The organism is Herbaspirillum sp. NPDC101396 (assembly GCF_044767365.1).
In the GTDB taxonomy this organism is placed as follows: domain Bacteria; phylum Pseudomonadota; class Gammaproteobacteria; order Burkholderiales; family Burkholderiaceae_D; genus Herbaspirillum.
This window is the reverse complement of the sequence record NZ_JBIWNT010000003.1, coordinates 523,274-545,301: the sequence shown is the minus strand read 5'-3', so window position 1 is coordinate 545,301 and position 22,028 is coordinate 523,274. Positions and strand designations below refer to the sequence as shown.

Below are 22,028 nucleotides of genomic sequence, written 5' to 3'. Positions count from 1 at the left end.
TTTAAGGGATCAGCGGACTGCCAAATTCTGGCTAATTTATCTACTACAAGGGGATGGAGGCGATGACAAATTCTGAAGGGGATAAAATCCGAGCTGAAATTACAGGCTTGAAAGCAGTCCTGTACTCAATCTGCGCCGTACAGACGCAGGAACAGGCCACCCTATTTCACTCGCTTCTGCAGCGCCAGTTGGATGAGATCGAAGCCAACCTTTCACCCTCGCCCGACGCAGCCGAGTTCATGCAGAAGACCGTTTCAGTGATTCAGGGTTTCATGCTTTTTTGGAAAGAAAACGTAGGAATTGCGGGAGGGAGGCGCCGTGGCAGAAGAGGAATTCGAGTACAAGGGCAAACGGGTCAGCATAAAAAAGATGCAACCGCTAACAGGTGGATGGCTCTGGCAAACGGAAATTGAAGGGACGCGCTTGGAGTCTCCCCGCCGCGCACCTATAAAGTATCGGCAGGACGCATTGCAGTACGCGACGATGGAAGCGAAAGAAGTGATCGACGGGGGGAAATAGATCTGACTTTCGCGCCACAAGTTACTTCTGCCTTAGGCCAAAAGTGGGCGGTCGGAACACTTGCTTTAAGTCAGGCAACGGTTAACGCTCCCGCCGCGCCTTACTTTCTATCTGGGAGTGACTGGAGAAAAAAATGAAAACGACTCATACGCCGATTCGAGCATTGCTAGTGCTAGCTTTCGCGATATCAACGTTGCAAGCATTCGCCGCTGATAAAACAAACGAGGGGGCAAAATCTAGCAAAGCTGGTCAAGAGGTGGTGACATCCAGTGAGGGAGTAAAAGTGCACCAAATGAAAACTACAGAACAGATGAAAGAGAGAACAAAGGCGCAGAAAGAAAGGGAAGCGAAAGGTAAAAAATAGTCGACTTACAGCAAGCGAACGTCCGCTCCAATCAGGAGCGGACGTCGCCGCAGCTACCGCCCAACCACATGAGGCTATTTCGTCAGGTTGGCGATCGACTGGTCTTTGACCTGCGAGCTCCGGCTGGAGCCGAATTCGAATTGATGGGCATCGCGCAGGCACAGGCCGAACGTGGCGGCCACCGTTGAGATCAGGCCGACAGCCTCACCCGGGATGCGATCGCGGAAGAAGCACAGCACCACAAGGCAGGAGATCAGGCCCACTACGTCCAGCAGCACCATGACGTCGGCCCGGATATTCCGGCGCCCGGCCTTGGCCAGCTCGACGTCGCGCGAGCGGGCGCTCTGCACGTCGGCCAGCATGGCCTTCACCATGTCGGTTTCGTTCGCCATCACCGCCGTCTGGAACTGGATGACTAGCGCCGGGTCGGCCTGCAATGCAGCCTGTGCAGCTTCCGGCGTGTCCTTCCCGGTCACGGTCTTGGCGATGTCGACCACCTGGCCGGCCACGGTTGCGGCGGTGTCGCTGTTGGTGAAATACTTGATGATGCTGGGCGCGAACTGCGAGGCCAGCGCAAGGCCAATAGTGATCGGGTCCATTATGCCTCCAGGCGAATAAGATTTGCGGCGACTCGGCGCGCCCAGCCCTTACCAAAGGCCGACCAGCCAGCCAGATCGGTCATGAACTGCAGGCGCTGACCGTTGAAGCGTGCCGCCAGCATCGGGCCTGCAGACGCTGCGGCGGCGAGAGTTGCCGGACCAATCAGCCCATCATCCTTGGCGTCGACTGCGCGCTGGAGCCACTTGATCGACTGGTTGACGCCGGAATTCACCGCAGCGTCGAACACGTCGAATCGAATGAAGTCGGGCAACTCGTCGGCGCGAACTGCATTCCAGTACTTGGCGCGGTAGATGGCCTTCGCTGCGTCACGCGGGAAATCCTTCATCGCGCCGGCGTAGCCATTCGCCCGGGCCACCGTCGCCGTCACGCCCCACATCGTTTCACCGCCCGGATCGCGCGGGTCGTTTGCATAACCGCCTTCATGGCCGATCAGCAGATCGAATGCTTGGTCGAAATTCATTGCTTCGGCCCTTCCTTGATGTACCAGAAGAGGGCGGCACTCACAAACACGACGACCGCCCAGATGCCCTTCTCTGCCAGCTTGACGCGGAGCTCAGCGTAGAACCGCGTGCGCTCCTCGGCCTTGTGTATCAGCGCCTCATGGTATTTCCGATGCGCCTCGGCATCCCCATCAATATTAAGACCACGATGCACCAACTAAGGAATGTCTCTCGATATGAACAACGAACCAAAGAAAATCGCCCTGTGTGAAATCAAGGATTCTGTCGATGCAAATCTGACTGGAGCGGCTGCGATCATCGATTGCGTGCGCGTGATATCAGAAAAATCTGGCGAGTTAGTTTGTCGCGCAGACAGCCTATCTCTTGCATTGCATCACGCCCTTAAGATGATCGACAAATCAAAGGCAGATGTAGCTTCCATTGAAGCTTAAAAAGAAAAACCCCGAACAATCTTGGCGGATAGGTTCGGGGTTTGGATCAACCACCAGCAAAGGAAGTTAAGCCATGTCAAATACTAACACGGTTGCAAAGAGCGTCAAGACAGACGAGCCAGCAATAGCAAACCATCCACGCTTCAAATCCCTTGAGGGCGTCGTCTATGACGTCGACGCAATGTCCCAATCTGGCTTTGACCGGATTGAAGCGATTGCAAAGCTGATTTCCATCAGCCTTGAAAGCCCCTCCGGATATTTTCCCCCGCACATCAGTACGATCTCCCATGCCATGGACGCGATCCGCGCCATTGCCGAGGAGGCCAGCAACTGCATCAACAGCCGCGCCGAAGAAGTCGGATGCAACTACGTAGACGACGGCATTAAGCGTCGCTTCGATGCGGAAAAGCTGGGCAAGCAGCAGTGGCAAAACATCTTGTCAGGCAGTGCGTCATGAATGACGTGTCACCAGCCGAAATGCGCTTCATCCGAGCTTTCCGCGTGCTGGATCCAGGCGAACGCGTATTCGTTTCCGATCTTACCCATAGCCTCGCGGCGGACAGGAAGTCCGAAAGGCCTTGCCTGCACCTGGTACGTACGCAACAGACCTCGGTAGCAGTATCGGGGAAGGAAGCGCAGGCATGAACAACTCTGATCGAGAAAAGAGCCTTGTGGATGCATTCCGGGCGATGCCGGCAGTCGATCAGAACATGCTTCTCCGGTTTGCTATCGCTCACGCCAACAACACCAAACGCCCAGCGCCGACACTGCGCCTGGTGCAAACAACAAAGCCGTCCGGTGCGTCAACACCGAACGGCTCCCACACAAAGCGCACCCTATCAAGAGTTTGAATCGTGAATTCAAATAGTACATCAATGGGCGATCTCGTCCAACTCAAAGACGGCGAGGCCGTCACGACATCCCTGGCGATTGCAGAAGGTACCGCGAATTCTCACGAAGCCGTGATCAAGCTTGTGCGGACCTATCCGACGGATTTGGAGCAGTTCGGCTTGGTCCGATTTGAAATCCGACCAAGATCTCCTGGCCAACACGGTGGCGCCGACGTTCAGTACGCGCTACTGAACGAACAACAATCCGCGCTCATCATTGCCTACATGCGCAACAGCGAAATCGTGCGCCGCTTCAAGGTTGCTTTGATCAAGGGTTTCTATGAGATGCGGACGAAGCTTACCGCGTCCGATCCTCTTGCCGAACTGCCGCCAGAGCATCGCGCCCTCGTTGCCCTCATGGTCGACAACGCTAAGATCAAGGCGAGGCAGGAAGAGATTGTGGCGACGCAGACCGAGCAACAAGATGCGCTCAGCCGAATTGAGGCGAACCAGTCAGCGGCAATCGCAAGCGTTCGCAGTTTCACTGCGCTGGGATATTCGATCTACCGGGAAATCCCGATGAGCAAGATTGAACTCACCCGCCTCGGGAAGAAGGCTGCAGCGCTGAGCAAGGCCCGCGGTCTGACCGTCGACCATGTCAGCGATGGCCGATATGGCCGTGTCGGCTCCTATCACATCAGCGTCTCGGATGACGCGCTTGAGGAGATTTCCAAATGAACCGCTCCGACGAACGCAATCCAAATCCCCTGCACCTGAAAATGTTCATGGTACTGATTCGCGATGACGACTGCTTTATCGAGACATGCAACTGCGTAGTGAGAATCTACCTGACGAGGATAGCATGAGAGTGGCGTTTTTAACCCGCGGTCATGCCGCTCGACTTGATGTGCAGGGCGTCAGCTTGTGCCCTGCATCCAGCGATGCTGGTCGAAATCTTTCCGATCGTGATGGACATTGGCTGTTGGCATTCCCTCGCGAATTTCATCCGACCTTCCGACGTACGGACGTCATCCCGGCGGATCAAGTCCTGAAGGATGCGTTGCGTGGTCAAGATTTGATCTCGCGCCTCCGCCAATTGAATCGCGATCGCCGGCAGCGGCGCCATGTGGATCAGTTCATCCATGGACCAAAGATCAATATCGTCAATGTCTCGCGCCAAGAGTATGTGCACGGTCAGCGCTTCATCCGTCGATGCCAAGGAAACCAGCTTTTCGGCGATTTTTACCATGACCGATTCGGCGTGAGCCAGCCGCAACACCATGCTAGCTGCAACGAGTTGAGCGGTCCTAAGGCCGAGCGCTTCGCGGTTCCGTGCCTCGCTGCTCGCAATCCAGATGGTGCCGGCGAACGCCAAGCCTGCAAAAATTGCGCCAGTCCATGTTCCCCAGTCAGAGGCCGTCAAACCTCTCCAACAAATTCTTTCGTACCCCACAAATCCGACCACAACAAACAACGCGAGAATTCCATAGCGGTTATACCAAGTGTCGAGCGACTCTTTCATGTTTCCTCCCATTTTTTTGGAGGGATGCTAGCACAAGAGGGCCGCTTCGTTGGGATGAGTAAAGTGTCAGGGGCGCATCCGTGGAGCGCTTTCGTTCTCTTCGTCAGCTTCGTCATCATCGAGATCTGGAAGCTGATCGGAAGACAGAATTTTCACGCTCACCGGGGGAAACTCCTCTCGGCAGCTCGCCAGTGTTTTTTTCAGGAGGCAGGACGAGAATGCGCTTGCCATGGTGCCGGACGCGAAGACGTAGACGTCGTTTCCCAACTGGACTTCATTTTCGGTAGCCATGGAACCCTTTTTCGTTTGATGAACTATTCAGGATCGTAGCACAGCCGAAACAATGATTTCGCCACTCAAAGCCCGAACCGTGAAGATACATCTGAAGCCCGCAAGCGCGGAAAACTGAAACAACGTTACGTAATACGACCATGCCAATATACTTGCGAAGTTCTTGTCGACCAAACGAGTATCGTGAACATAGCCGAATCGGAGGATAGCCAATGTTGCCTGAAAAATCACTAGTGGACCGCTTGCTGCGAGGCAGCGATGGTAAGAATCAGAACGATCAATTTTCTGAAAATGCTGAATTATCTGATGCTGAGCTGTATCGCATCGTTGTCGCAGATTTGATGAGATCAGGCATCATCGGTACCAAAGCCGATTTCGATGCCGAAGTACGTCGCACGTGTACGCTCGCAACCGCCGATGAGATTATTCGATTCCGCGAGCGTCGCCCTGGATGCAAGGCGTGGCTTTCCGGCAAGAAAATGATCTGCGAGTGTGGGAACGTGTGGTCATTGATCAATCCGCAGCCGCCTCATTGTAAAACGGAACCGCAGTAGCTTGTCAGCTCGCGATGAAGCCATACGCCAGGATAGTACGCGTGCGGCCGCCTCAATCTGCTTCGTAGAAAACGAATGACCAATTCCGCCGACGACAAATCGATCGAAACCAGCGAGGATGATGCTGAACCGTTTCCCGATCTACGCTTCACTAATCCATTATTAGTCCGACTGGAACGTGCAGAAAGGGCGTTGCAGCTTGCCGGCTTTACCCTCTCGGCAAGTGGCGAATGACTAGCACGATCAACCGCCGGAGCCTCGAATAACGCAGTCCCAAAAATGGAAATTCTCACCAACGCTGACTTGGTCGAATTAACAGGCGGATTGAACCAGGGCGCCGCACAGATCCGTTGGATTAAACAGTATTTGAACATTGACGCGCCGCGCAAGGTTGATGGACACCCGTTGCTGACTTGGCGTCAACTCGGGCGCTCCGACGACGCTCCTAGCACCAGATCAAAGATCAATTGGACAAAGCCATGAACCACGCCACCCCATCTACAGCAATCACATATCGAGTCAATGTTGCAGAAGCAAAACTTGGTATTTCGCGCTCCACAATTTACCGTTTGGTGAAAAAAGGCGACCTGGTACTGGTCAAAATTGGAGAGCGAGCCAGCGGTATCATCGCCGATAGCATCCACGCGCTGATCGAACGGAACAAGCCACAACAGGGGTGATATAGTGGCATCCGCGCAACAGTGAGTGCTGTCTTAGCAGCACTTAAATCTGGGTAGCTAGCTGGGTAGCTAAGTAAAAGTCAGGCCTCAACTACCGCAGTAACCATTTGATAATTAAAGATTTCCTACACCACATGAAAATCGCCACCTGGAACGTCAACTCCCTCAAAGTCCGCCTGCCGCAGGTATTGCAATGGCTGGGCGACAATCCGGTCGATGTGCTGTGCCTGCAGGAAACCAAGCTCACCGACGACAAATTCCCGCAGGCTGAAATCAACGCCGCCGGTTACGAAGTCGTCTTCAGCGGGCAAAAAACCTACAACGGCGTAGCGATCCTGTCGCGCCATCCGATCACCGACGTGATCAAGAACAACCCGCTGTTCGAAGATGAACAGCAACGCATCATCGCCGCCACCATCGAAGGCGTGCGCTACGTCTGCGCCTACATCCCCAACGGCCAGGCGCCCGACTCGGAGAAATACCTGTACAAGCTGAAGTGGCTGGCGGCCCTGCATGAATGGCTCGCGCAAGAGCAACTACAGCATGAAAAACTGGCGCTGCTGGGCGACTACAACATTGCGCCGGCTGACCGCGACGTCCATGACCCGGCCGCCTGGGTCGGTCAAAACCTCGTGTCGGAACCGGAACGCGCCGCCTTCTTCCACCTGGAAAAAATGGGCTTCACCGACGCCTTCCGCAAGTTCGAGCAGCCGGACAAGCTGTTCAGCTGGTGGGATTACCGCCAGATGGGATTCCGCCTCAACAAGGGCATGCGCATCGATCACATCCTGCTGACGGCGCCGCTGGCCGCGCAGTGCACGGCATGCGTCATCGACAAGGTGCCGCGCAAGTGGGAGCAACCGTCGGATCATGCGCCGGTGATCGCCACGCTGAACTGACGCCATCGTAGCAATGAAAAAAGCCCTCCTTGGAGGGCTTTTTTCATTCCATCTCGGATTGCCGTGACGCTCACGCATACCGTGGCGTCAGGCCGCGCTCATGGCGCCGTATGCAGTACATGACGACAAGGGTGAACAATCCGCCGCACGCCATGCATGCCGCCAGGAACAACATGGGTGCAATCGTGCTGCCGGTGCTTTCACGAATCATCGGTACAACGTTCTGGGCAATGAAGCCACCGAGGTTTCCGATCGAGTTGATCGCCGCAATACCTGCAGCGGCGCTTGCACCGGTGAGAAACCTGCCAGGCAGCGTCCAAAAGCACGGCAGAACGGTGAAGCTGCATGCCGCGGCAAGGCAGAGCATGGCGAACTTCACGAAGGAATTGTCGAAGTACACGCTGCCGACCAGGCAGCAAGCGCCAAACAACGCCGGCAAGAGAATGTTCTTGATCGGATCTTCCGTGCGTCCCGGCTTGCGCGGCACCCACCACAAGACGAGGGTCACCAGCAACCACGGAATCGTATTGATGAAACCATTGAGCGTATTGCCGACGCCAAAGCTCTTCACGATGGTCGGCAGCCAATAGCTCAAGCCGTAGGACGACAACGGGAAAAAGATGAGAAAGAACGCCAGCAGCAGGACACGATAGTCCAGCAGCGTCTTGAAGGGATTGCCATGCCCTCCCTCTCCGCTTTGCTCCAGCGCCAGTCTTTCCCGCGTCAGAACTTCCTGCAGCCAGTTGCGCTCTTCAGGATCGAGGAAGCGCGCCTGCGCAGGAGACGCCGGCAACCGGAAAAACACAACAAACGCCAACAACACCGCCGGCAATCCTGTGAAGATGAAAGTCAGCTGCCACCCGTACATACCGAACAGGCCGTCCAGATCCAGCAGCGCCCCGCCGATGGGAGCACCGATCATGTTGGCGATGCTGCTCCCGATCAGGAAGTAACCGATCATGCGACTGCGATGTTGCCGCGGAAACCATAGCGTCAGGTAGTACAACACACCGGGATAAAAACCGGCCTCGGTTGCGCCCAGCAAGAATCGCAGGACGTAAAACATCGTCGCATTCTGCGTGTAAGCCAGCCCCAGTGTCACCAGTCCCCACGAAAACATGATGCGGGCAAACCAGACACGCGCGCCGACCTTGTGCAGGATGATGTTACTGGGTACTTCAAACAGCAGGTAACCGATGAAAAACAGAGAAGCGCCCAAACCATACGACGCCTCGCTCAGCCCCAGGCTGGAGACCATTTGCAGCTTGGCGTAGCTGACGTTCTGGCGATCAATGTAAGCGACCAGATATAACAGGCCCAGAAACGGCATCAGTTTCCAGGCCATTTTGTCGATCAGTTTTTGCTCGTCGATGGCAATGTGCACGGATATCTCCTTCGTTGTCGATTGATCGGATCACGCTCGTCCGATCAATCGAAAAATATCACGCCACATTATCTTTTAAACAACCTCACTGCACTCAGCAGCCCGCATTGCGCAATCTGTTTCGATATGCAGATATTTTACGAATTGCTTCCCGACAGAATGCTGAAAAACCTGGTCACCGATGCGATCGCAGCACGACCTTGGTGTCGGTATAGGGTGTTGTATCGCGTCATATCCAGACGTCATTGGCACGCCTGCGCTCGCTTTCTTCTGCCCCGGTATTGACCACACCGCGCGGCTCGACCAGCAGGATGCTGGCCTCCTCTTCAGCATACGGCTTGTGCTCGACGCCCTTGGGAATCACGAACATCTCGCCGGCCTTCAGGTGCACCGCGCCGTCACGGAAGTCGATGCGCAATGCGCCGTCCACCACGATGAAGACTTCATCAGTATCGGCATGGTCGTGCCAGATAAAGTCGCCTTTGACCTTGGCCAGCTTGAACTGGTAGTCGTTCATTTCGGCGATGACGCGTTGCGACCAGTGCTCGCTGAACAACGAAAGCTTGTCGGTGAAATTGATGGCGCGGTATTCGCGCAGATTGGTGGCGGCTGACATGCTGGCTCCGTAGATAAGTAACAGAAGCAAGCCTACGCGAGCGAAACGCCGCGGTCTTGAACGATCGTGCAACTAGCACGACATCTACGAAATCAGGTCCCCCGCCGCATGATGCGGAGCCAGTGCGCCGGCGCAATGCCGTAGGTCTTGGTGAACAGACGCGTCATGTGGCTCTGATCGGCAAAGCCCGACATGGCGGCGGCGTCCGCCAGCGGCAGGCCCTGCGCCATCAGGCGACGCGCCATGTCGAGCCGGCGCATGCTGAGGTAGCGATAGGGACTGGTGCCGAAGAAACTGCGAAAGTCGCGCGTCAGGCTCCAGCGGTCGCGACCGCTGGCCTGCGCCAGCTCGTCCAGCGTCAGCGTGCGGTCGAGCGCGCCGTGGATGTATTCGCGCGCCAGCTGAGCCGCTCCGAAGTCGGCCGCGTGGCGTCGCGGCCGCTTGCCGGACACCGCATCCATCGCGCGCGCCAGCTCGAAGATGCCGTCGTCTTGCTGCAAGGGTTCGACCTCGTCGTCCATGTGCAGCAACAAATTGCGCACGGCGCCGAACAGGCGCGGATCGGTCGAGATGCCGCCTTCGATGAAAGGCAATGCGACACCGCCGAGGGCGTCCTGCAGCAAGGACGGCTCGATGTACAGCATGCGATAGCGGAAACCCGCTTCGCTGCCGGCCTGGCCGTCATGCGGCTCATCGGGATACAGCGCCATGGTGTTGCCAGGCAGGCTGTGGCGCATCGATTTCTTGTACTGGAACGATTGCACCCCGCCCAGCGTGATGCCGATGGCGTAGGTGTCGTGGCGGTGCATGGCATAGCCGCGCCCATGGAAAAACGCCTCGATGCGCTCCATGCCGGACGACTGCGACCGCAGTATCCAGTCCTTGCGCTTTTGCTGGCGGGGGCGCGTTGAGGCCACGATGTCTTGCTTCCTTACTCTTCGCGCTTCTTCGCGAGTTGCTTTTCAAAGGCGACGTCGAGCTTGCTGATGCGCTTCGGCTTTTGCGGCCCGTAGGCATTGACGAAGGTGACGAACTCATCCAGCGGCAGCGGCTCGCTGAGCTTTTCAGCAGGATTGTCGGGCGTGCGCTGGAGCAGGTAAAACAGTTCCGCAGAAGTGCGGCCCATTGAATACTGCTTCGTCCCTGCACGCGTGTTGAGGCGCTCGATGGCGCCGGTTGCTCTGGTCGATCTGGCCATGTGTGCTCCTAAGAACTCATTTCATAAATAGGTGTGAGTGCGAGCGAGTCCTGTTTGGGATGAGATGCAAGGCGCGAATCGGGGTCAAGACTGGGCGTCTTGACCCCGATTCGTAACGCAGCAGATCGCCCAAACAGGCCGCTCCCTTCGGGTTCTTCCAAGAAAGGGCGCTGGCCGCGTTGCGCTCCTTGCGCGTGGCACCGCCACGCGACGCGTCGCACGCCTTGCCAGAGCCCTTTCTTGGAAGAACGCATCTCACACCTATTTATGAAATGAGTTCTAAAGAATCAACTGCCAATAGGCGACGTCAATCCATTGATCGAATTTCCTGCCGACTTGCGCGAAATGGGCGACTTTGACGAAGCCCATTTTCTCGTGCAAGGCGATGCTGCCGGGATTCGGCTGGGCGATGCCGCCCATGACCGCGTGCACCCCCAGCGCCTTCAATCCGCTAAACAAGGCGCGGTACAACTGCGTACCGACGCCCTTGCCGCCGCTGTCCTTGGCCATGTAGACCGAACTCTCGACGGACTGCTGGTAGGCCTTGCGCGCCTTCCACTTGGTGGCGTAGGCGTAGCCCAGGATGCGGCCGCCTTCCTCGTACACCAGCCATGGAAATATCGCGGACACCTCGACGATGCGCTGCGCCATTTCCTCAGTGGAAACGGCTTCCAGCTCAAAGCTGATGGTCGTCGTCAGAACGTAGTGGTTGTATATCTCGCAAATGGCGGCGGCATCGGCCGTCGTCGCCGGGCGTATCGATGTAGTCATGAAAGCTGGGAAGAAAGTGCGGTAGCACGTAGTGTACCCAAAATGACGACGTCCGGCGCAGGGGCCGGACGTCGTCGCTGCCGCTTCCAGCGTATTTCTATGCTTGCAGTGCCGCTTTGATTTGTTGCAGCGAGGTTGGATCTTCGATGGTGGTCAGATCGCCCGGATCGCGTCCCTCGCAGATGGCCTGGATGGAACGGCGCAGCAGCTTGCCGGAACGCGTTTTCGGCAACAGGCTGACGAACAACACGCGCGAAGGCCGGCCGACGGCGCCGATCTGCTTGTCGACCACGCGCATGATTTCCGCCTCGAGCGCCTGGCGACCCGTCGCCGTGGCCACGGCGTCGGCCTGCTTGGGGATCACGAAAGCGATCGCCACCTGGCCCTTGAGCTTGTCCTCGACGCCGACCACGGCCACCTCGGACACGTTGGCGTGGCTGGAAATGCTCTCTTCGATCTCGCGCGTGCCGAGGCGATGACCGGCGACGTTGATGACGTCGTCGGTGCGGCCGAGGATGAAGTAGTAGCCGTCTTCATCGCGGATGCCCCAGTCGAAAGTCGAGTACACCTGCGTCCTGAAGTTGGACCAGTAAGTGTTGACGAAGCGCTCGTCGTCGCGATACACGGTCTGCATGCAGCCCGGCGGCAACGGTCCTTCGATCACCACCACGCCTTTTTCGTTGGCGCCGCACAGCTCTCCGGTGGACTCGTTCATGATGTGCATCTTGTAGCCATACAAGGGCACACCCGGGCTGCCCAGCCGGGTCGCTTTGTCGTCGACGCCCTTGGCAATGGAGAGGATGGGCCAGCCGCTTTCGGTCTGCCAGTAGTTGTCGATCACCGGCACGCCGAGCGCACCCGAAATCCAGTTCGAGGTGGTCTCGTCGAGCGGCTCGCCGGCCAGATACAGACTCTTGAGCGACGACAAGTCATGCCGCGTCATGCAGTCGGCCGGCTGCTTCTTGAGCACACGGATCGCGGTCGGCGACGAGAACATGCGCGTCACCTTGTACTTCTCCACCAGGTTCCACCAGATGCCGCCGTCCGGCTTGTCGCCCGCAAGCACCGGCAGGCCTTCGTACAGGATGGTCGCCATGCCGGCCATCAAGGGCCCGTAGACGATGTAGGAATGGCCGACCACCCAGCCGATGTCGGAGGTGCAGAAATAAGTCTCGCCGGGATTGCCGCAGAACACGTAGGGCATCGATGCCGCCAGCGCCACCGCATAACCGCCGACATCGCGCTGCACGCCCTTGGGCTTGCCGGTGGTGCCGGAGGTATAGAGGATGTAGGACGGCTCGTTCGATTCCAGCCAGGTGATCGGCACTTCAGCGTCGAGATATTGCGCGCGCAGGCTGGTGTAGTCGACGTCGCGTCCGGCGGTGCGCGGCATGGCGGCCAATCCGCGATCGGTCAGCAAGACATGCGCCGGCTTGTGTTGCGCCAACCGGATCGCCTCGTCAAGCAAGCCCTTGTAGGCAACCACCCTGCCGCCGCGCGAGCCGGCATCGGCGGACACGATCAGCGTCGGCTGCGCATCGTCGATGCGCGTCGCCAGACTGTTCGACGCGAAGCCGCCGAACACTACCGAATGCACCGCGCCGATGCGCGCACACGCCAGCATCGCGAACACTGCTTCGGCAATCATCGGCATGTAGATCAACACGCGGTCGCCGCGCTTGACGCCGAGCGACAGCATGATCGCCGCCATCGCGCTGACTTCGCGATGCAGCTCGCGGAAGGTATAGGTTTTTTCGGTATTGGTTTCGGTCGATACCGCAATCAGCGCGGCCTGATCGGCGCGTTGCGCCAGATGGCGATCGACGGCGTTGTGGCACAGATTGGTCTCGCCGCCGATGAACCAGCGCGCAAAAGGTGGGCGTGTGTAATCGAGCGTTTGGGTGAATGGTGTATGCCAGTCAATCCGCTTGGCTTCATTGGCCCAGAAGGACTCCGGGTCGTCGATGGACTGCTGGTAAAACGATGCGAAACTCATGATGTCTCCTCATGGCGATCGGATGCGCATCGACCTTGTCGGAGGGTCGTTGCGAGCGGTGTGCCGTGTCTTTGCTCGGCATCTCTTCTGCTTGTTGTGTGTAGTTGTTTACTGTCTCAGAACATGCTTACGTGCAGCTTAATCCGCTTCGTTTTTTCCTTAAAAAATGCGATGGCAATCTGCGCTATGCAAAAAAAAGGATGCATAGCCGCATCCTTTTTTATCGCCTGCAAAGCAAAAGGCTTTATCGATTCTTGCAATCGTTCGCGAGTTGCTGGCCGACCTTGGAATTCAGCAGCATCGACTTCGACGGGATCTGAATCCAGACCAGGCCATCGCCCTTGTCTTCGAAACGCAAGGCGCCGGTGGATGTCGATACCGGCGTCATCTTGTAGGTGCTGCCCTTCCACACCAGGCTCACGTTGTTGTTGCCGTCGACCTTGACTTCCACCTTGTTGCCCATCTCGCAGGAGAAGCTACCGGTCGCCAAACGGCCGGCCCAGGCAGGATTGACTGCCGCGGCCACCGGTTGCAGCGGCGCAGGCACCGGTTTGGTTTCGGTCAGCGGCACCGTTTCAGCGCAGGCAGCCAGCAGGATGGTGAGGGTCAATACGGAAGCACGTTGCAAGAAAGTCATGTTTTGGTCCAATGCCGGGATGAAAAGGAATGTGGACGGCATCTTACCAACTTTCGTTCCGCAACTCCGGTTTTGTCGCGCCGCGGCGCAGCATCCGTAGCCCCCCGCTCTCATCCGGTTATCAGAACGCGTCGCCCGGCACGCGCACCGCCCCTTCCATCAGCACCCGCGCGCTACGGCTCATGATGGCCTTGGTCACGCTCCACTCACCATCGACCTGCTGCGCTTGCGCGCCGACGCGCAAGGTGCCGGACGGGTGACCGAAGCGCACCGCCGTGCGTTCGCCACCACCCGCCGCCAGGTTCACCAGCGTACCGGGAATCGCTGCAGCGACGCCGATGGCAACCGCCGCCGTACCCATCATGGCATGGTGCAGCTTGCCCATGGACATGGCGCGCACCAGCAGATCGACGTCGCCGGTGGTGACCTTTTTGCCGCTGGATGACGTGTAGTCGCGCGGCTTGGCGACAAAGGCGACCTTGGGCGTGTGCTGGCGCTTGACGGCTTCGTCGACATGCTTGATCAGGCCCATGCGTACGGCGCCATGTGCACGGATGGTCTCGAAACGCGCCAATGCTTTCGGGTCACCATTGATGGCGTCCTGCAATTCGGCGCCGGTGTAACCGATATCTTCCGCGTTCAGGAAAATCGCCGGAATGCCGGCGTTGATCATGGTCGCCTTGAAGGTGCCGATGCCGGGCACTTCCAGGTCGTCCACCAGGTTCCCGGTCGGGAACATGGCGCCGCCTGCCCCCTCTTCTTCCGCTGCCGGGTCCATGAATTCGAGTTGTACTTCGGCCGCCGGGAAAGTCACTCCATCGAGCTCGAAGTCGCCGGTCTCCTGCACCTGGCCGTCGGTGATCGGCACGTGCGCAACGATGGTCTTGCCGATGTTGGCCTGCCAGATGCGCACGATGCAGACACCGTTCAACGGAATGCGATCGGGATCGACCAGGCCGTTGCTGATGGCGAACGGACCGACCGCCGCCGACAGATTGCCGCAGTTGCCGCTCCAGTCGACGAAGGACGTATCGATGGAAACCTGGCCGAACAGATAGTCGACGTCGTGCCCGGCCCGGGCGGACTTGGACAGGATCACCGTCTTGCTGGTGCTGGAGGTGGCGCCGCCCATGCCGTCGATCTGCTTGCCGTAGGGATCGGGGCTGCCGATCACGCGCATGAGCAAGGCATCGCGCGCCGGGCCGGGCGCCTGCGCCGTGGCCGGCAAGTCCTGCAGGCGGAAGAACACGCCCTTGCTGGTGCCGCCGCGCATGTAAGTGGCGGGAATCTTGATTTGGGGTGCGTGGGTCATATGCATGCTTTCTTCAATGTCGGGGCGATCACGCGGCCTTGACGGTCGACGCCAGGAAGTCCTGTGCAAAACGCTGCAGCACGCCGCCGGCTTCATAGATAGAGACTTCTTCGCCGGTGTCGAGGCGACAGGTCATCGGCACTTCGACGCGTTCGCCGTTCTTGCGGAGGATGACCAGCGTCAGGTCGGCGCGCGGAGTGCGCTTGCCGATCACGTCGAAGGTTTCGGTGCCGTCGATGCCCAGCGTCTTGCGGGTGGTCCCAGGTTTGAATTCCAGCGGCAACACGCCCATGCCGATCAGGTTGGTGCGGTGGATGCGCTCGAAGCCTTCGGCCGCGATCACTTCCACGCCCGCAAGACGCACGCCCTTGGCTGCCCAGTCGCGCGACGAGCCTTGGCCGTAATCGGCACCGGCGACGATGATCAGCGGCTGCTTGCGGTTGAGGTAGGTCTCGATCGCTTCCCACATGCGCATGACCTTGCCTTCCGGCTCGACCCGGGTCAACGAACCCTTCTTGACTTCACCGTCGACCACGGCCATTTCATTGACCAGTTGCGGATTGGCAAAGGTGGCGCGCAGCGCGGTCAGGTGATCCCCGCGATGCGTGGCGTAGGAGTTGAAATCTTCTTCCGGCAGGCCCATCTTGGCAAGATATTCACCGGCCGCCGAATCAGCCATGATGGCGTTCGACGGCGACAGGTGGTCGGTGGTGATGTTGTCGGGCAGCACCGCCAGCGCGCGCATGCCGGTCATCGTGCGTTCGCCGGCGAGCGCGCCTTCCCAGTATGGCGGACGGCGGATATAGGTGCTCATCGGACGCCAGTCGTACAACGGTTTGGCCGGCTCGCCCTTGTCCACCTGTACGGCGAACATCGGCGTGTAGACGTTGCGGAATTGCTCGGGCTTGACCGAGGACTTGACCACGGCGTCGATCTCTTCGTCGCTCGGCCAAATGTCCTTCAGGCGGATTTCCTTGCCGTCGACGACTGCCAGCACGTCCTTCTCGATGTCGAAGCGGATGGTGCCGGCAATCGCGTACGCCACCACCAGCGGCGGCGATGCCAGGAAAGCCTGCTTGGCGTAAGGATGGATGCGGCCGTCGAAGTTGCGGTTGCCGGACAGGACTGCTGTCGCGTACAGATCGCGGTCGATGATCTCTTTCTGGATCACCGGATCAAGCGCACCCGACATGCCGTTGCAGGTGGTGCAGGCAAAGGCGACGATGCCGAAGCCGAGCTTTTGCAACTCGGTGCTCAGGCCCGCTTCATCGAGATACAGTTCCACGGTCTTGGAACCCGGCGCCAGCGACGACTTCACCCAGGGCTTGCGGGTCAGGCCGAGCTTGTTGGCGTTGCGCGCCAGCAGGCCGGCGGCGATGACGTTGCGCGGATTGCTGGTATTGGTGCAGCTGGTGATGGCGGCGATGATGACGGCGCCGTCCGGCATCAGGCCTTCGGCTTCCTGCGCCTGCGCCTTGTCCAGATCGACGGCGATGCCGCGTTCGGCCAGCGCCGACACCGGCAGGCGGCGATGCGGATTGGACGGACCGGCCAGCGTGCGCACCACGGTCGACAGATCAAATTTGAGCGTGCGTTCGTACTGCGCCGTGGTCAGGCTGTCGGCCCACAGGCCGGCTTCCTTGGCATAGGTCTCGACAAGCTTGACCTGATCGTCTTCCCGGCCGGTGAGCTTGAGGTAGTCGATGGTTTGCTGGTCGATGAAGAACATGGCGGCGGTCGCGCCGTATTCCGGCGCCATGTTGGAGATCGTGGCGCGGTCGCCCAGCGTCAATGCGGAGGCGCCCTCGCCGCGGAATTCCAGGTAGGCGCCGACCACTTTTTCCTTGCGCAGGAACTCGGTCAGCGACAGCACGACGTCGGTCGCGGTAATGCCCGACTGGGGCTTGCCGGAGAGCTCGACGCCGATGATTTCCGGCAGGCGCATCCACGATGCGCGACCCAGCATGACGTTCTCCGCTTCGAGGCCGCCGACGCCGACGGCGATCACGCCCAGTGCGTCGACATGCGGCGTGTGGCTGTCGGTGCCGACGCAGGTGTCCGGGTAAGCCAGGCCGTTGTCGTTATGAATGACCGGCGACATTTTTTCCAGGTTGATCTGGTGCATGATGCCGTTGCCGGGCTGGATCACATTGATGTTCTTGAAAGCGCGCTTGGTCCAGTTGATGAAATGGAAGCGGTCTTCGTTGCGGCGATCTTCGATGGCGCGGTTTTTTTCAAACGCCTGCGGATCGAAACCGCCGCATTCCACCGCCAGCGAATGGTCGACGATCAGCTGTACCGGCACCACCGGATTGACCTTGGCCGGATCGCCGCCCTGGTCCGCAATGGCGTCACGCAGGCCGGCGAGGTCGACGAGTGCGGTCTGGCCGAGGATGTCGTGGCAGACCACGCGCGCCGGGAACCAAGGAAAATCCAGGTCGCGCTTGCATTCGATGATCTGCTTCAGGTAGTCATTGAGGAGGGCCGGATCGCAGCGGCGCACCAGGTTTTCGGCGTGCACGCGCGAGGTATAGGGCAGCGTGTTCCAGGCGCCCGGCTTGATTGCCTCCACTGCGCCGCGCGCATCGAAGTAATCCAGCGTGGTGCCGGGCAGAGGTTTGCGGTGTGCGGTATTCATGGCTCGATCCCGAGAAAAACATTGGTAAGAGAAATTGCAAGAGCGGCAGCCTGCCCGCCGTGGCGGCATGGCAGACTGCTGTGCTACGTGTGAAACTTGTTCGCGTACCTGCTGCTTATTTGCGCTTGCCGATCGGCACGAACTTCAGATCCTCCGGACCGACATAGTTGGCCGACGGACGGATGATCTTGTTGTCGATGCGTTGCTCGATGATGTGCGCCGCCCAGCCGGAAGTGCGCGCGATCACGAACAGCGGCGTGAACATCGCCGTCGGCACACCCATCATGTGATAGGACACGGCCGAGAACCAGTCAAGATTCGGGAACATCTTCTTGATATCCCACATGACCGTTTCGAGGCGCTCGGCGATGTCGAACATCTTGACCGAACCGGCATCCTTGGACAGCTTGCGCGCGACTTCCTTGATGACCTTGTTGCGCGGGTCGGAAATAGTGTAGACCGGATGGCCGAAGCCGATCACGACTTCCTTGTTCTCGACGCGACGCTTGATGTCGGCTTCCGCTTCGTCGGGATTGTCGTAGCGCTTCTGGATTTCAAACGCAACTTCATTGGCGCCGCCGTGCTTGGGACCGCGCAATGCGCCGATGCCGCCGGTGATGGCCGAGTACATGTCGGAACCGGTGCCGGCGATGACGCGGCTGGCGAAGGTGGAGGCGTTGAATTCGTGTTCGGCGTACAGGATCAGCGAAGTGTGCATCGCTTTTTCCCACAGCTCGGATGGCTTTTCGCCGTGCAGCAAGTGCAGGAAGTGGCCGCCGATGGATTCGTCGTCGGTTTCCGTTTCAATGCGCTTGCCGTTCTGGCTGTAGTGATACCAGTACAGCAGCATCGAACCCAAGGACGCCATCAGGCGGTCGGCGATGTCGCGCGCGCCCGGCGTGTTGTGATCGTCTTTTTCCGGCAGCACACAGCCCAATGCCGACACGCCGGTGCGCATGACGTCCATCGGATGCGACGCCGCAGGCAACCATTCCAGCGCCGCCTTGACGTTGGCCGGCAGGCCGCGCAGTGCTTTCAGCTTGGCCTTGTAGGCCTTCAGTTCGGCCGCGGTCGGCAGTTTTCCATGCACCAGCAAATGGGCGATTTCTTCAAACTCGCAGCTGTCGGCGACGTCGAGGATGTCGTAGCCGCGATAGTGCAAGTCATTGCCGGTCTTGCCGACGGTGCACAGCGCAGTGTTGCCGGCGGTGACGCCGGACAGCGCGACGGATTTCTTCGGTTTGAAGCCTGGTGCCGGTGTTTGTGTTTCGCTCATGCGTATCTCCTGAATGATGTATTGGGGTATGAATACTGATGTTGATGTTGATGCTGAATCCGGATTATTTTTCCGCGTATTTCTTTTCCAGCAGATCGAACATCGGCTTGTTGACGAGGCGCTGGCGCTCGGCGAACGGCGTCACGAAATTCGGGTCTTCGTCGAGGCGATGGTTGTCGCGCAACACGGTCAGGGCCTTTTGCATGCCGGCCACGGCGCCTTGCAGCGCGGCGTTGGCGTACAGCACGATACCGTAGCCCAGCTCGCCCAGCTCGTCGGCGTTGAAGATCGGCGTCTTGCCGCCGATCACCAGGTTCATCAGTTGCGGCTTGTCCAATGCCTGCGGCAGACGGCGGATTTCATCTGCGGTCTCGACTGCCTCCACAAACAGGATGTCGGCGCCGGCTTCGCTGTAGCGGGCCGCGCGTTCCAGCGCATCGTCAAAACCATGGACGCTGCACGCATCGGTGCGCGCCATGATCAGCATGCCGTCGTTGCTGCGCGCATCGACGGCGGCGTGGATCTTGCCGACCATTTCGGCGCAGGAGATGACTTCCTTGCCGCTGAAGTGCCCGCAACGCTTGGGCGAGACCTGGTCTTCCAGCTGCACCGCATCGGCGCCGGCGCGTTCCAGCGTGCGGATCGTGTGGCGCACGTTGAGTGCATTGCCGAAGCCGGTGTCGGCGTCGACGATCAGCGGGATCTCCACCGCATCGCGAATGCGTGCGGTATGGTCGGCCAGTTCGTTGAGACCGATGAAGCCTTGATCCGGCATGCCGAAGTACATGTTGGTCACGCCGGCGCCGGTGATGTAGAGCGCCTCGAAACCGAGATCGGCGATCACGCGCGCCGACAGCGCATTGAACGCGCCGGGGACCAGCAGGCCTTTGCGGGCATTGACCTTGTCGCGCAGGATTTGTTTGGTGGTTTGGGAAAGGTTGGTCATACGGAGTCCTTGAAGTTGCGTGCGTCGTTATGTCTGGCGTTGCGTGTTTCAGCGAGGTGAATGCCCTGCTTATTGCAATGCGCATGCCATCTCAAACGCTGCTGAATGTTGCATCGCGGAAGAAATCGATGTTTCAGAACAAGCTGTCGTTAAATCAATGAGTTACAGCTATTTCTCTCTAGACAACATCCATTTTCAAGCCAGACGACGGCCGCGGCGATGTGTTACATTTGAAACACTTGAAACATTAATCTGAAACGTGAAACATGAAGCGCCCCGCCCCTCAGCATCGTGATCAAAGCGACAAGCCGGTCATCTGGACCGTCTCGGTATCGCGCCTGTTCGAACTGTTCCGCGACATCACGCTGGAGTTCGACGACCAGGCCGAGATCGAACCGATCCCGCTGGGCTTCGAGGATGCGGTGCGGCATATACGCGAACGCCTCGCCACCGAACGCTGCGATGCGGTGATTGCGGCGGGTTCGAACGGCGCCTACCTGAAGAGCCGCTTGTCGGTGCCCGTCATCATCGCCAAGGCCAGCGGCTTCGACGTGATGCAGGCGCTGGCGCGCGCACGCAAGATCACGCCCGAGATCGGCCTGATCACCTATCAGGAAACCATGCCGGCGCTCGGCGAATTCCAGAGCACCTTCGGCCTCAACATTGCCCAGCGCACTTACGCCACCGAAGAAGATGCACGCTCGCAGATCAGCGAACTCAAAGCCGCCGGCATCAAGGCCATCGTCGGCGCCGGCCTGATTACCGATCTTGCCGAGGAAGCGGGACTGGCGGGCGTCTTCGTGTACTCCGCCGCGTCCATCCGCCAGGCTTTCGACGATGCACTGGAACTGGCGCGCCTGACGCAGCTGGAGTCGACGCGCGGCCGCAGCTTTCCGGTGGCAGATACCTTGCGCGCCAAACATCACATCAACGATTTGCGTGGCGATTCGGCGGCGATGGAAAGCGTGCGGCAATCCATCACGCTGTTCGCCAAATCACCGGCAACGGTGCTGATCCAGGGTGAGACCGGCACCGGCAAGGAACTTGCCGCGCAAGCCATTCATCGCGCGCATCCGCAAATGCAGGGCAAGGTGCAGGCGCACCATCCGTTTGTGGCCGTCAACTGCGGCGCGCTGGCGGAGTCGCTGCTGGAGTCCGAACTGTTCGGCTACGAAGAAGGCGCCTTCACCGGCTCGCGCCGCGGCGGTCGCGCCGGCCTGTTTGAAGCCGCGCATCGCGGCACCCTTTTGCTCGATGAAATCGGCGAGATGCCGCTGCCGCTGCAAACGCGTCTGCTGCGCGTGCTGGAAGAACGCGAAGTGGTGCGCGTGGGCGGCACCCGGCCGATACCGGTCAGCGTGCGCATCATCAGCGCCACGCATTGCGATCTCGATGCACGTGTGCGCGAAGGACGCTTTCGCGCTGACTTGTTCTATCGCCTGAGCGTCTTGCGCATGACGCTGCCGCCGCTGCGCGAGCGGCCCGACGATCTCGCGCCATTGGCGGAATGGTGCCTGAAGAATGCGCTGGCGGCGATGGACATCCGCCCTCACGCCAACCTGCATGCCGAGATCTTGCGTTGCACGCCATTGCTGGCGCGCTACGGCTGGCCCGGCAATGTCCGCGAGCTGCGCAACATGATGGAGCGGCTGGCGTTGTTCCTGGCGGCCGAACCGCTGCAGGCGCTGACGCCGAATCTGATCGCGCGCATCGCCCCGGAGATCCTGCGTGATGACGGATCGACAACGACGGCGTCCGACGCGCCGGCTCCACCCCCAGCGCACATCGGCGGCGAAGAATCATTGCAGGACGTGCTGGCGCGCTTCGATGGCAACCGCGCCGCTGCTGCGAGTTACCTGGGCATCAGCCGCACGACGCTGTGGCGTCGTCTGGGCGAGAAAAACTGAAACGCCGGCATGTGCGCGCGGCATGCGCTGGTCTTTACATGTCGACGATTTTGATTCACCTGTGAAGCAGACTGGAGGCGATTCCCGCCATTCGGGAATCGCGCTGAATGTGCTCTGCCTGACACCTTCCTTTCCACGCGAAACCTGATTGACAGTCGCGCGCGCATGCACGTAT

The 22,028-nt window shown here is 59.2% G+C and carries 28 protein-coding genes; 12 read left to right on the top strand and 16 right to left on the bottom strand.

The window, feature by feature from the left end; translation table 11 throughout:
* Window positions 1–62 precede the first annotated feature (62 nt).
* Window positions 63–413 carry a hypothetical protein gene (locus ACIROY_RS12215; RefSeq protein ID WP_402341759.1) on the top strand — a complete coding sequence of 117 codons (351 nt, stop codon included), beginning with the start codon at window positions 63–65 and terminating at the stop codon, window positions 411–413.
* A 239-nt stretch (window positions 414–652) separates the two neighbouring features.
* Window positions 653–883: a hypothetical protein gene (locus tag ACIROY_RS12210; protein ID WP_402341757.1), complete on the top strand. Its 231-nt coding sequence runs from the start codon at window positions 653–655 to the stop codon at window positions 881–883.
* Between the two features lie 74 nt (window positions 884–957).
* Here ACIROY_RS12210 and ACIROY_RS12205 read toward each other — a convergent pair whose 3' ends face one another.
* From ACIROY_RS12205 to ACIROY_RS12195, 3 genes are read right to left on the bottom strand one after another with little or no spacing between them, the layout of a single operon-like run.
* Window positions 958–1,482, bottom strand: a complete 525-nt coding sequence (locus ACIROY_RS12205) for a hypothetical protein (protein WP_402341755.1) — start codon at window positions 1,480–1,482, stop codon at window positions 958–960.
* On the bottom strand, window positions 1,482–1,964 hold the full coding sequence (locus tag ACIROY_RS12200) for a glycoside hydrolase family 108 protein (RefSeq protein ID WP_402341753.1): 483 nt from the start codon (window positions 1,962–1,964) through the stop codon (window positions 1,482–1,484). The genes ACIROY_RS12205 and ACIROY_RS12200 overlap by 1 nt, the downstream gene beginning before the upstream one ends.
* On the bottom strand, window positions 1,961–2,161 hold the full coding sequence (locus ACIROY_RS12195) for a hypothetical protein (RefSeq protein WP_402341751.1): 201 nt from the start codon (window positions 2,159–2,161) through the stop codon (window positions 1,961–1,963). The genes ACIROY_RS12200 and ACIROY_RS12195 overlap by 4 nt, the downstream gene beginning before the upstream one ends.
* Window positions 2,162–2,180: 19 nt before the next feature.
* Here ACIROY_RS12195 and ACIROY_RS12190 point away from each other — a divergent pair, with 19 nt between their 5' ends.
* The 4 genes from ACIROY_RS12190 to ACIROY_RS12175 all read left to right on the top strand — a co-directional run bounded on the left by ACIROY_RS12190 (window position 2,181) and on the right by ACIROY_RS12175 (window position 3,964).
* A complete protein-coding gene (locus ACIROY_RS12190) occupies window positions 2,181–2,396 on the top strand; it encodes a hypothetical protein (protein WP_402341749.1) in 216 nt (71 codons plus the stop codon).
* 73 nt (window positions 2,397–2,469) lie between these two features.
* Window positions 2,470–2,853 carry a hypothetical protein gene (locus ACIROY_RS12185; RefSeq protein ID WP_402341747.1) on the top strand — a complete coding sequence of 128 codons (384 nt, stop codon included), beginning with the start codon at window positions 2,470–2,472 and terminating at the stop codon, window positions 2,851–2,853.
* A 184-nt stretch (window positions 2,854–3,037) separates the two neighbouring features.
* On the top strand, window positions 3,038–3,247 hold the full coding sequence (locus ACIROY_RS12180; RefSeq protein ID WP_402341746.1) for a hypothetical protein: 210 nt from the start codon (window positions 3,038–3,040) through the stop codon (window positions 3,245–3,247).
* 24 nt (window positions 3,248–3,271) lie between these two features.
* Window positions 3,272–3,964 (top strand): Rha family transcriptional regulator, encoded by a 693-nt coding sequence (locus ACIROY_RS12175; protein WP_402341744.1) that lies wholly within the window; start codon window positions 3,272–3,274, stop codon window positions 3,962–3,964.
* Window positions 3,965–4,103: 139 nt separating this feature from the next.
* Here the strand turns inward: ACIROY_RS12175 and ACIROY_RS12170 are convergent, their stop codons facing one another.
* Window positions 4,104–4,748, bottom strand: coding sequence for a hypothetical protein (locus tag ACIROY_RS12170; RefSeq protein ID WP_402341742.1), 645 nt, complete (start codon window positions 4,746–4,748; stop codon window positions 4,104–4,106).
* A 66-nt stretch (window positions 4,749–4,814) separates the two neighbouring features.
* Window positions 4,815–5,039 (bottom strand): hypothetical protein, encoded by a 225-nt coding sequence (locus ACIROY_RS12165; RefSeq protein WP_402341741.1) that lies wholly within the window; start codon window positions 5,037–5,039, stop codon window positions 4,815–4,817.
* A 212-nt stretch (window positions 5,040–5,251) separates the two neighbouring features.
* Between ACIROY_RS12165 and ACIROY_RS12160 the strand changes: the two genes are divergently transcribed.
* From ACIROY_RS12160 to xth, 5 genes are all read left to right on the top strand, one after another.
* Window positions 5,252–5,593: a hypothetical protein gene (locus tag ACIROY_RS12160; RefSeq protein WP_402341739.1), complete on the top strand. Its 342-nt coding sequence runs from the start codon at window positions 5,252–5,254 to the stop codon at window positions 5,591–5,593.
* 75 nt (window positions 5,594–5,668) lie between these two features.
* Entirely contained in the window at window positions 5,669–5,827 is a 159-nt protein-coding gene (locus ACIROY_RS12155; RefSeq protein WP_402341737.1) for a hypothetical protein, read from the top strand.
* Window positions 5,828–5,872: 45 nt separating this feature from the next.
* Entirely contained in the window at window positions 5,873–6,076 is a 204-nt protein-coding gene (locus ACIROY_RS12150) for a DUF4224 domain-containing protein (RefSeq protein ID WP_402341735.1), read from the top strand.
* Entirely contained in the window at window positions 6,073–6,273 is a 201-nt protein-coding gene (locus ACIROY_RS12145) for a helix-turn-helix transcriptional regulator (protein WP_402341733.1), read from the top strand. Before ACIROY_RS12150 ends, ACIROY_RS12145 begins: the two co-directional genes overlap by 4 nt.
* A gap of 134 nt (window positions 6,274–6,407) precedes the next feature.
* Entirely contained in the window at window positions 6,408–7,172 is a 765-nt protein-coding gene (gene xth, locus ACIROY_RS12140; RefSeq protein WP_402341731.1) for an exodeoxyribonuclease III, read from the top strand.
* Between the two features lie 70 nt (window positions 7,173–7,242).
* On the opposite strand, the gene ACIROY_RS12135 is transcribed toward xth, so the two are convergent.
* The 11 genes from ACIROY_RS12135 to ACIROY_RS12085 all read right to left on the bottom strand — a co-directional run bounded on the left by ACIROY_RS12135 (window position 7,243) and on the right by ACIROY_RS12085 (window position 19,946).
* Entirely contained in the window at window positions 7,243–8,517 is a 1,275-nt protein-coding gene (locus ACIROY_RS12135) for an MFS transporter (RefSeq protein WP_402342018.1), read from the bottom strand.
* 268 nt (window positions 8,518–8,785) lie between these two features.
* Window positions 8,786–9,172, bottom strand: coding sequence for a cupin domain-containing protein (locus tag ACIROY_RS12130; RefSeq protein ID WP_402341729.1), 387 nt, complete (start codon window positions 9,170–9,172; stop codon window positions 8,786–8,788).
* Window positions 9,173–9,264: 92 nt separating this feature from the next.
* Window positions 9,265–10,023: an AraC family transcriptional regulator gene (locus ACIROY_RS12125; protein WP_402273822.1), complete on the bottom strand. Its 759-nt coding sequence runs from the start codon at window positions 10,021–10,023 to the stop codon at window positions 9,265–9,267.
* An 80-nt stretch (window positions 10,024–10,103) separates the two neighbouring features.
* Entirely contained in the window at window positions 10,104–10,370 is a 267-nt protein-coding gene (locus ACIROY_RS12120) for a hypothetical protein (RefSeq protein ID WP_116433389.1), read from the bottom strand.
* A gap of 279 nt (window positions 10,371–10,649) precedes the next feature.
* Window positions 10,650–11,141 carry an arsinothricin resistance N-acetyltransferase ArsN1 family B gene (locus ACIROY_RS12115; protein WP_402341727.1) on the bottom strand — a complete coding sequence of 164 codons (492 nt, stop codon included), beginning with the start codon at window positions 11,139–11,141 and terminating at the stop codon, window positions 10,650–10,652.
* A gap of 97 nt (window positions 11,142–11,238) precedes the next feature.
* Window positions 11,239–13,137 (bottom strand): propionate--CoA ligase, encoded by a 1,899-nt coding sequence (locus tag ACIROY_RS12110; protein WP_402272837.1) that lies wholly within the window; start codon window positions 13,135–13,137, stop codon window positions 11,239–11,241.
* Window positions 13,138–13,381: 244 nt separating this feature from the next.
* On the bottom strand, window positions 13,382–13,774 hold the full coding sequence (locus ACIROY_RS12105; RefSeq protein ID WP_402272839.1) for a hypothetical protein: 393 nt from the start codon (window positions 13,772–13,774) through the stop codon (window positions 13,382–13,384).
* A gap of 121 nt (window positions 13,775–13,895) precedes the next feature.
* Window positions 13,896–15,086: a 2-methylaconitate cis-trans isomerase PrpF gene (gene prpF, locus ACIROY_RS12100; protein ID WP_402272842.1), complete on the bottom strand. Its 1,191-nt coding sequence runs from the start codon at window positions 15,084–15,086 to the stop codon at window positions 13,896–13,898.
* A 28-nt stretch (window positions 15,087–15,114) separates the two neighbouring features.
* A complete protein-coding gene (acnD, locus tag ACIROY_RS12095) occupies window positions 15,115–17,724 on the bottom strand; it encodes a Fe/S-dependent 2-methylisocitrate dehydratase AcnD (protein ID WP_402341725.1) in 2,610 nt (869 codons plus the stop codon).
* 115 nt (window positions 17,725–17,839) lie between these two features.
* Window positions 17,840–19,000 carry a 2-methylcitrate synthase gene (gene prpC / locus ACIROY_RS12090; protein ID WP_402341723.1) on the bottom strand — a complete coding sequence of 387 codons (1,161 nt, stop codon included), beginning with the start codon at window positions 18,998–19,000 and terminating at the stop codon, window positions 17,840–17,842.
* Window positions 19,001–19,064: 64 nt separating this feature from the next.
* On the bottom strand, window positions 19,065–19,946 hold the full coding sequence (locus ACIROY_RS12085; RefSeq protein ID WP_402272848.1) for an oxaloacetate decarboxylase: 882 nt from the start codon (window positions 19,944–19,946) through the stop codon (window positions 19,065–19,067).
* A 266-nt stretch (window positions 19,947–20,212) separates the two neighbouring features.
* Here ACIROY_RS12085 and prpR point away from each other — a divergent pair, with 266 nt between their 5' ends.
* Entirely contained in the window at window positions 20,213–21,853 is a 1,641-nt protein-coding gene (gene prpR, locus ACIROY_RS12080; protein ID WP_402341721.1) for a propionate catabolism operon regulatory protein PrpR, read from the top strand.
* Window positions 21,854–22,028 lie beyond the last annotated feature (175 nt).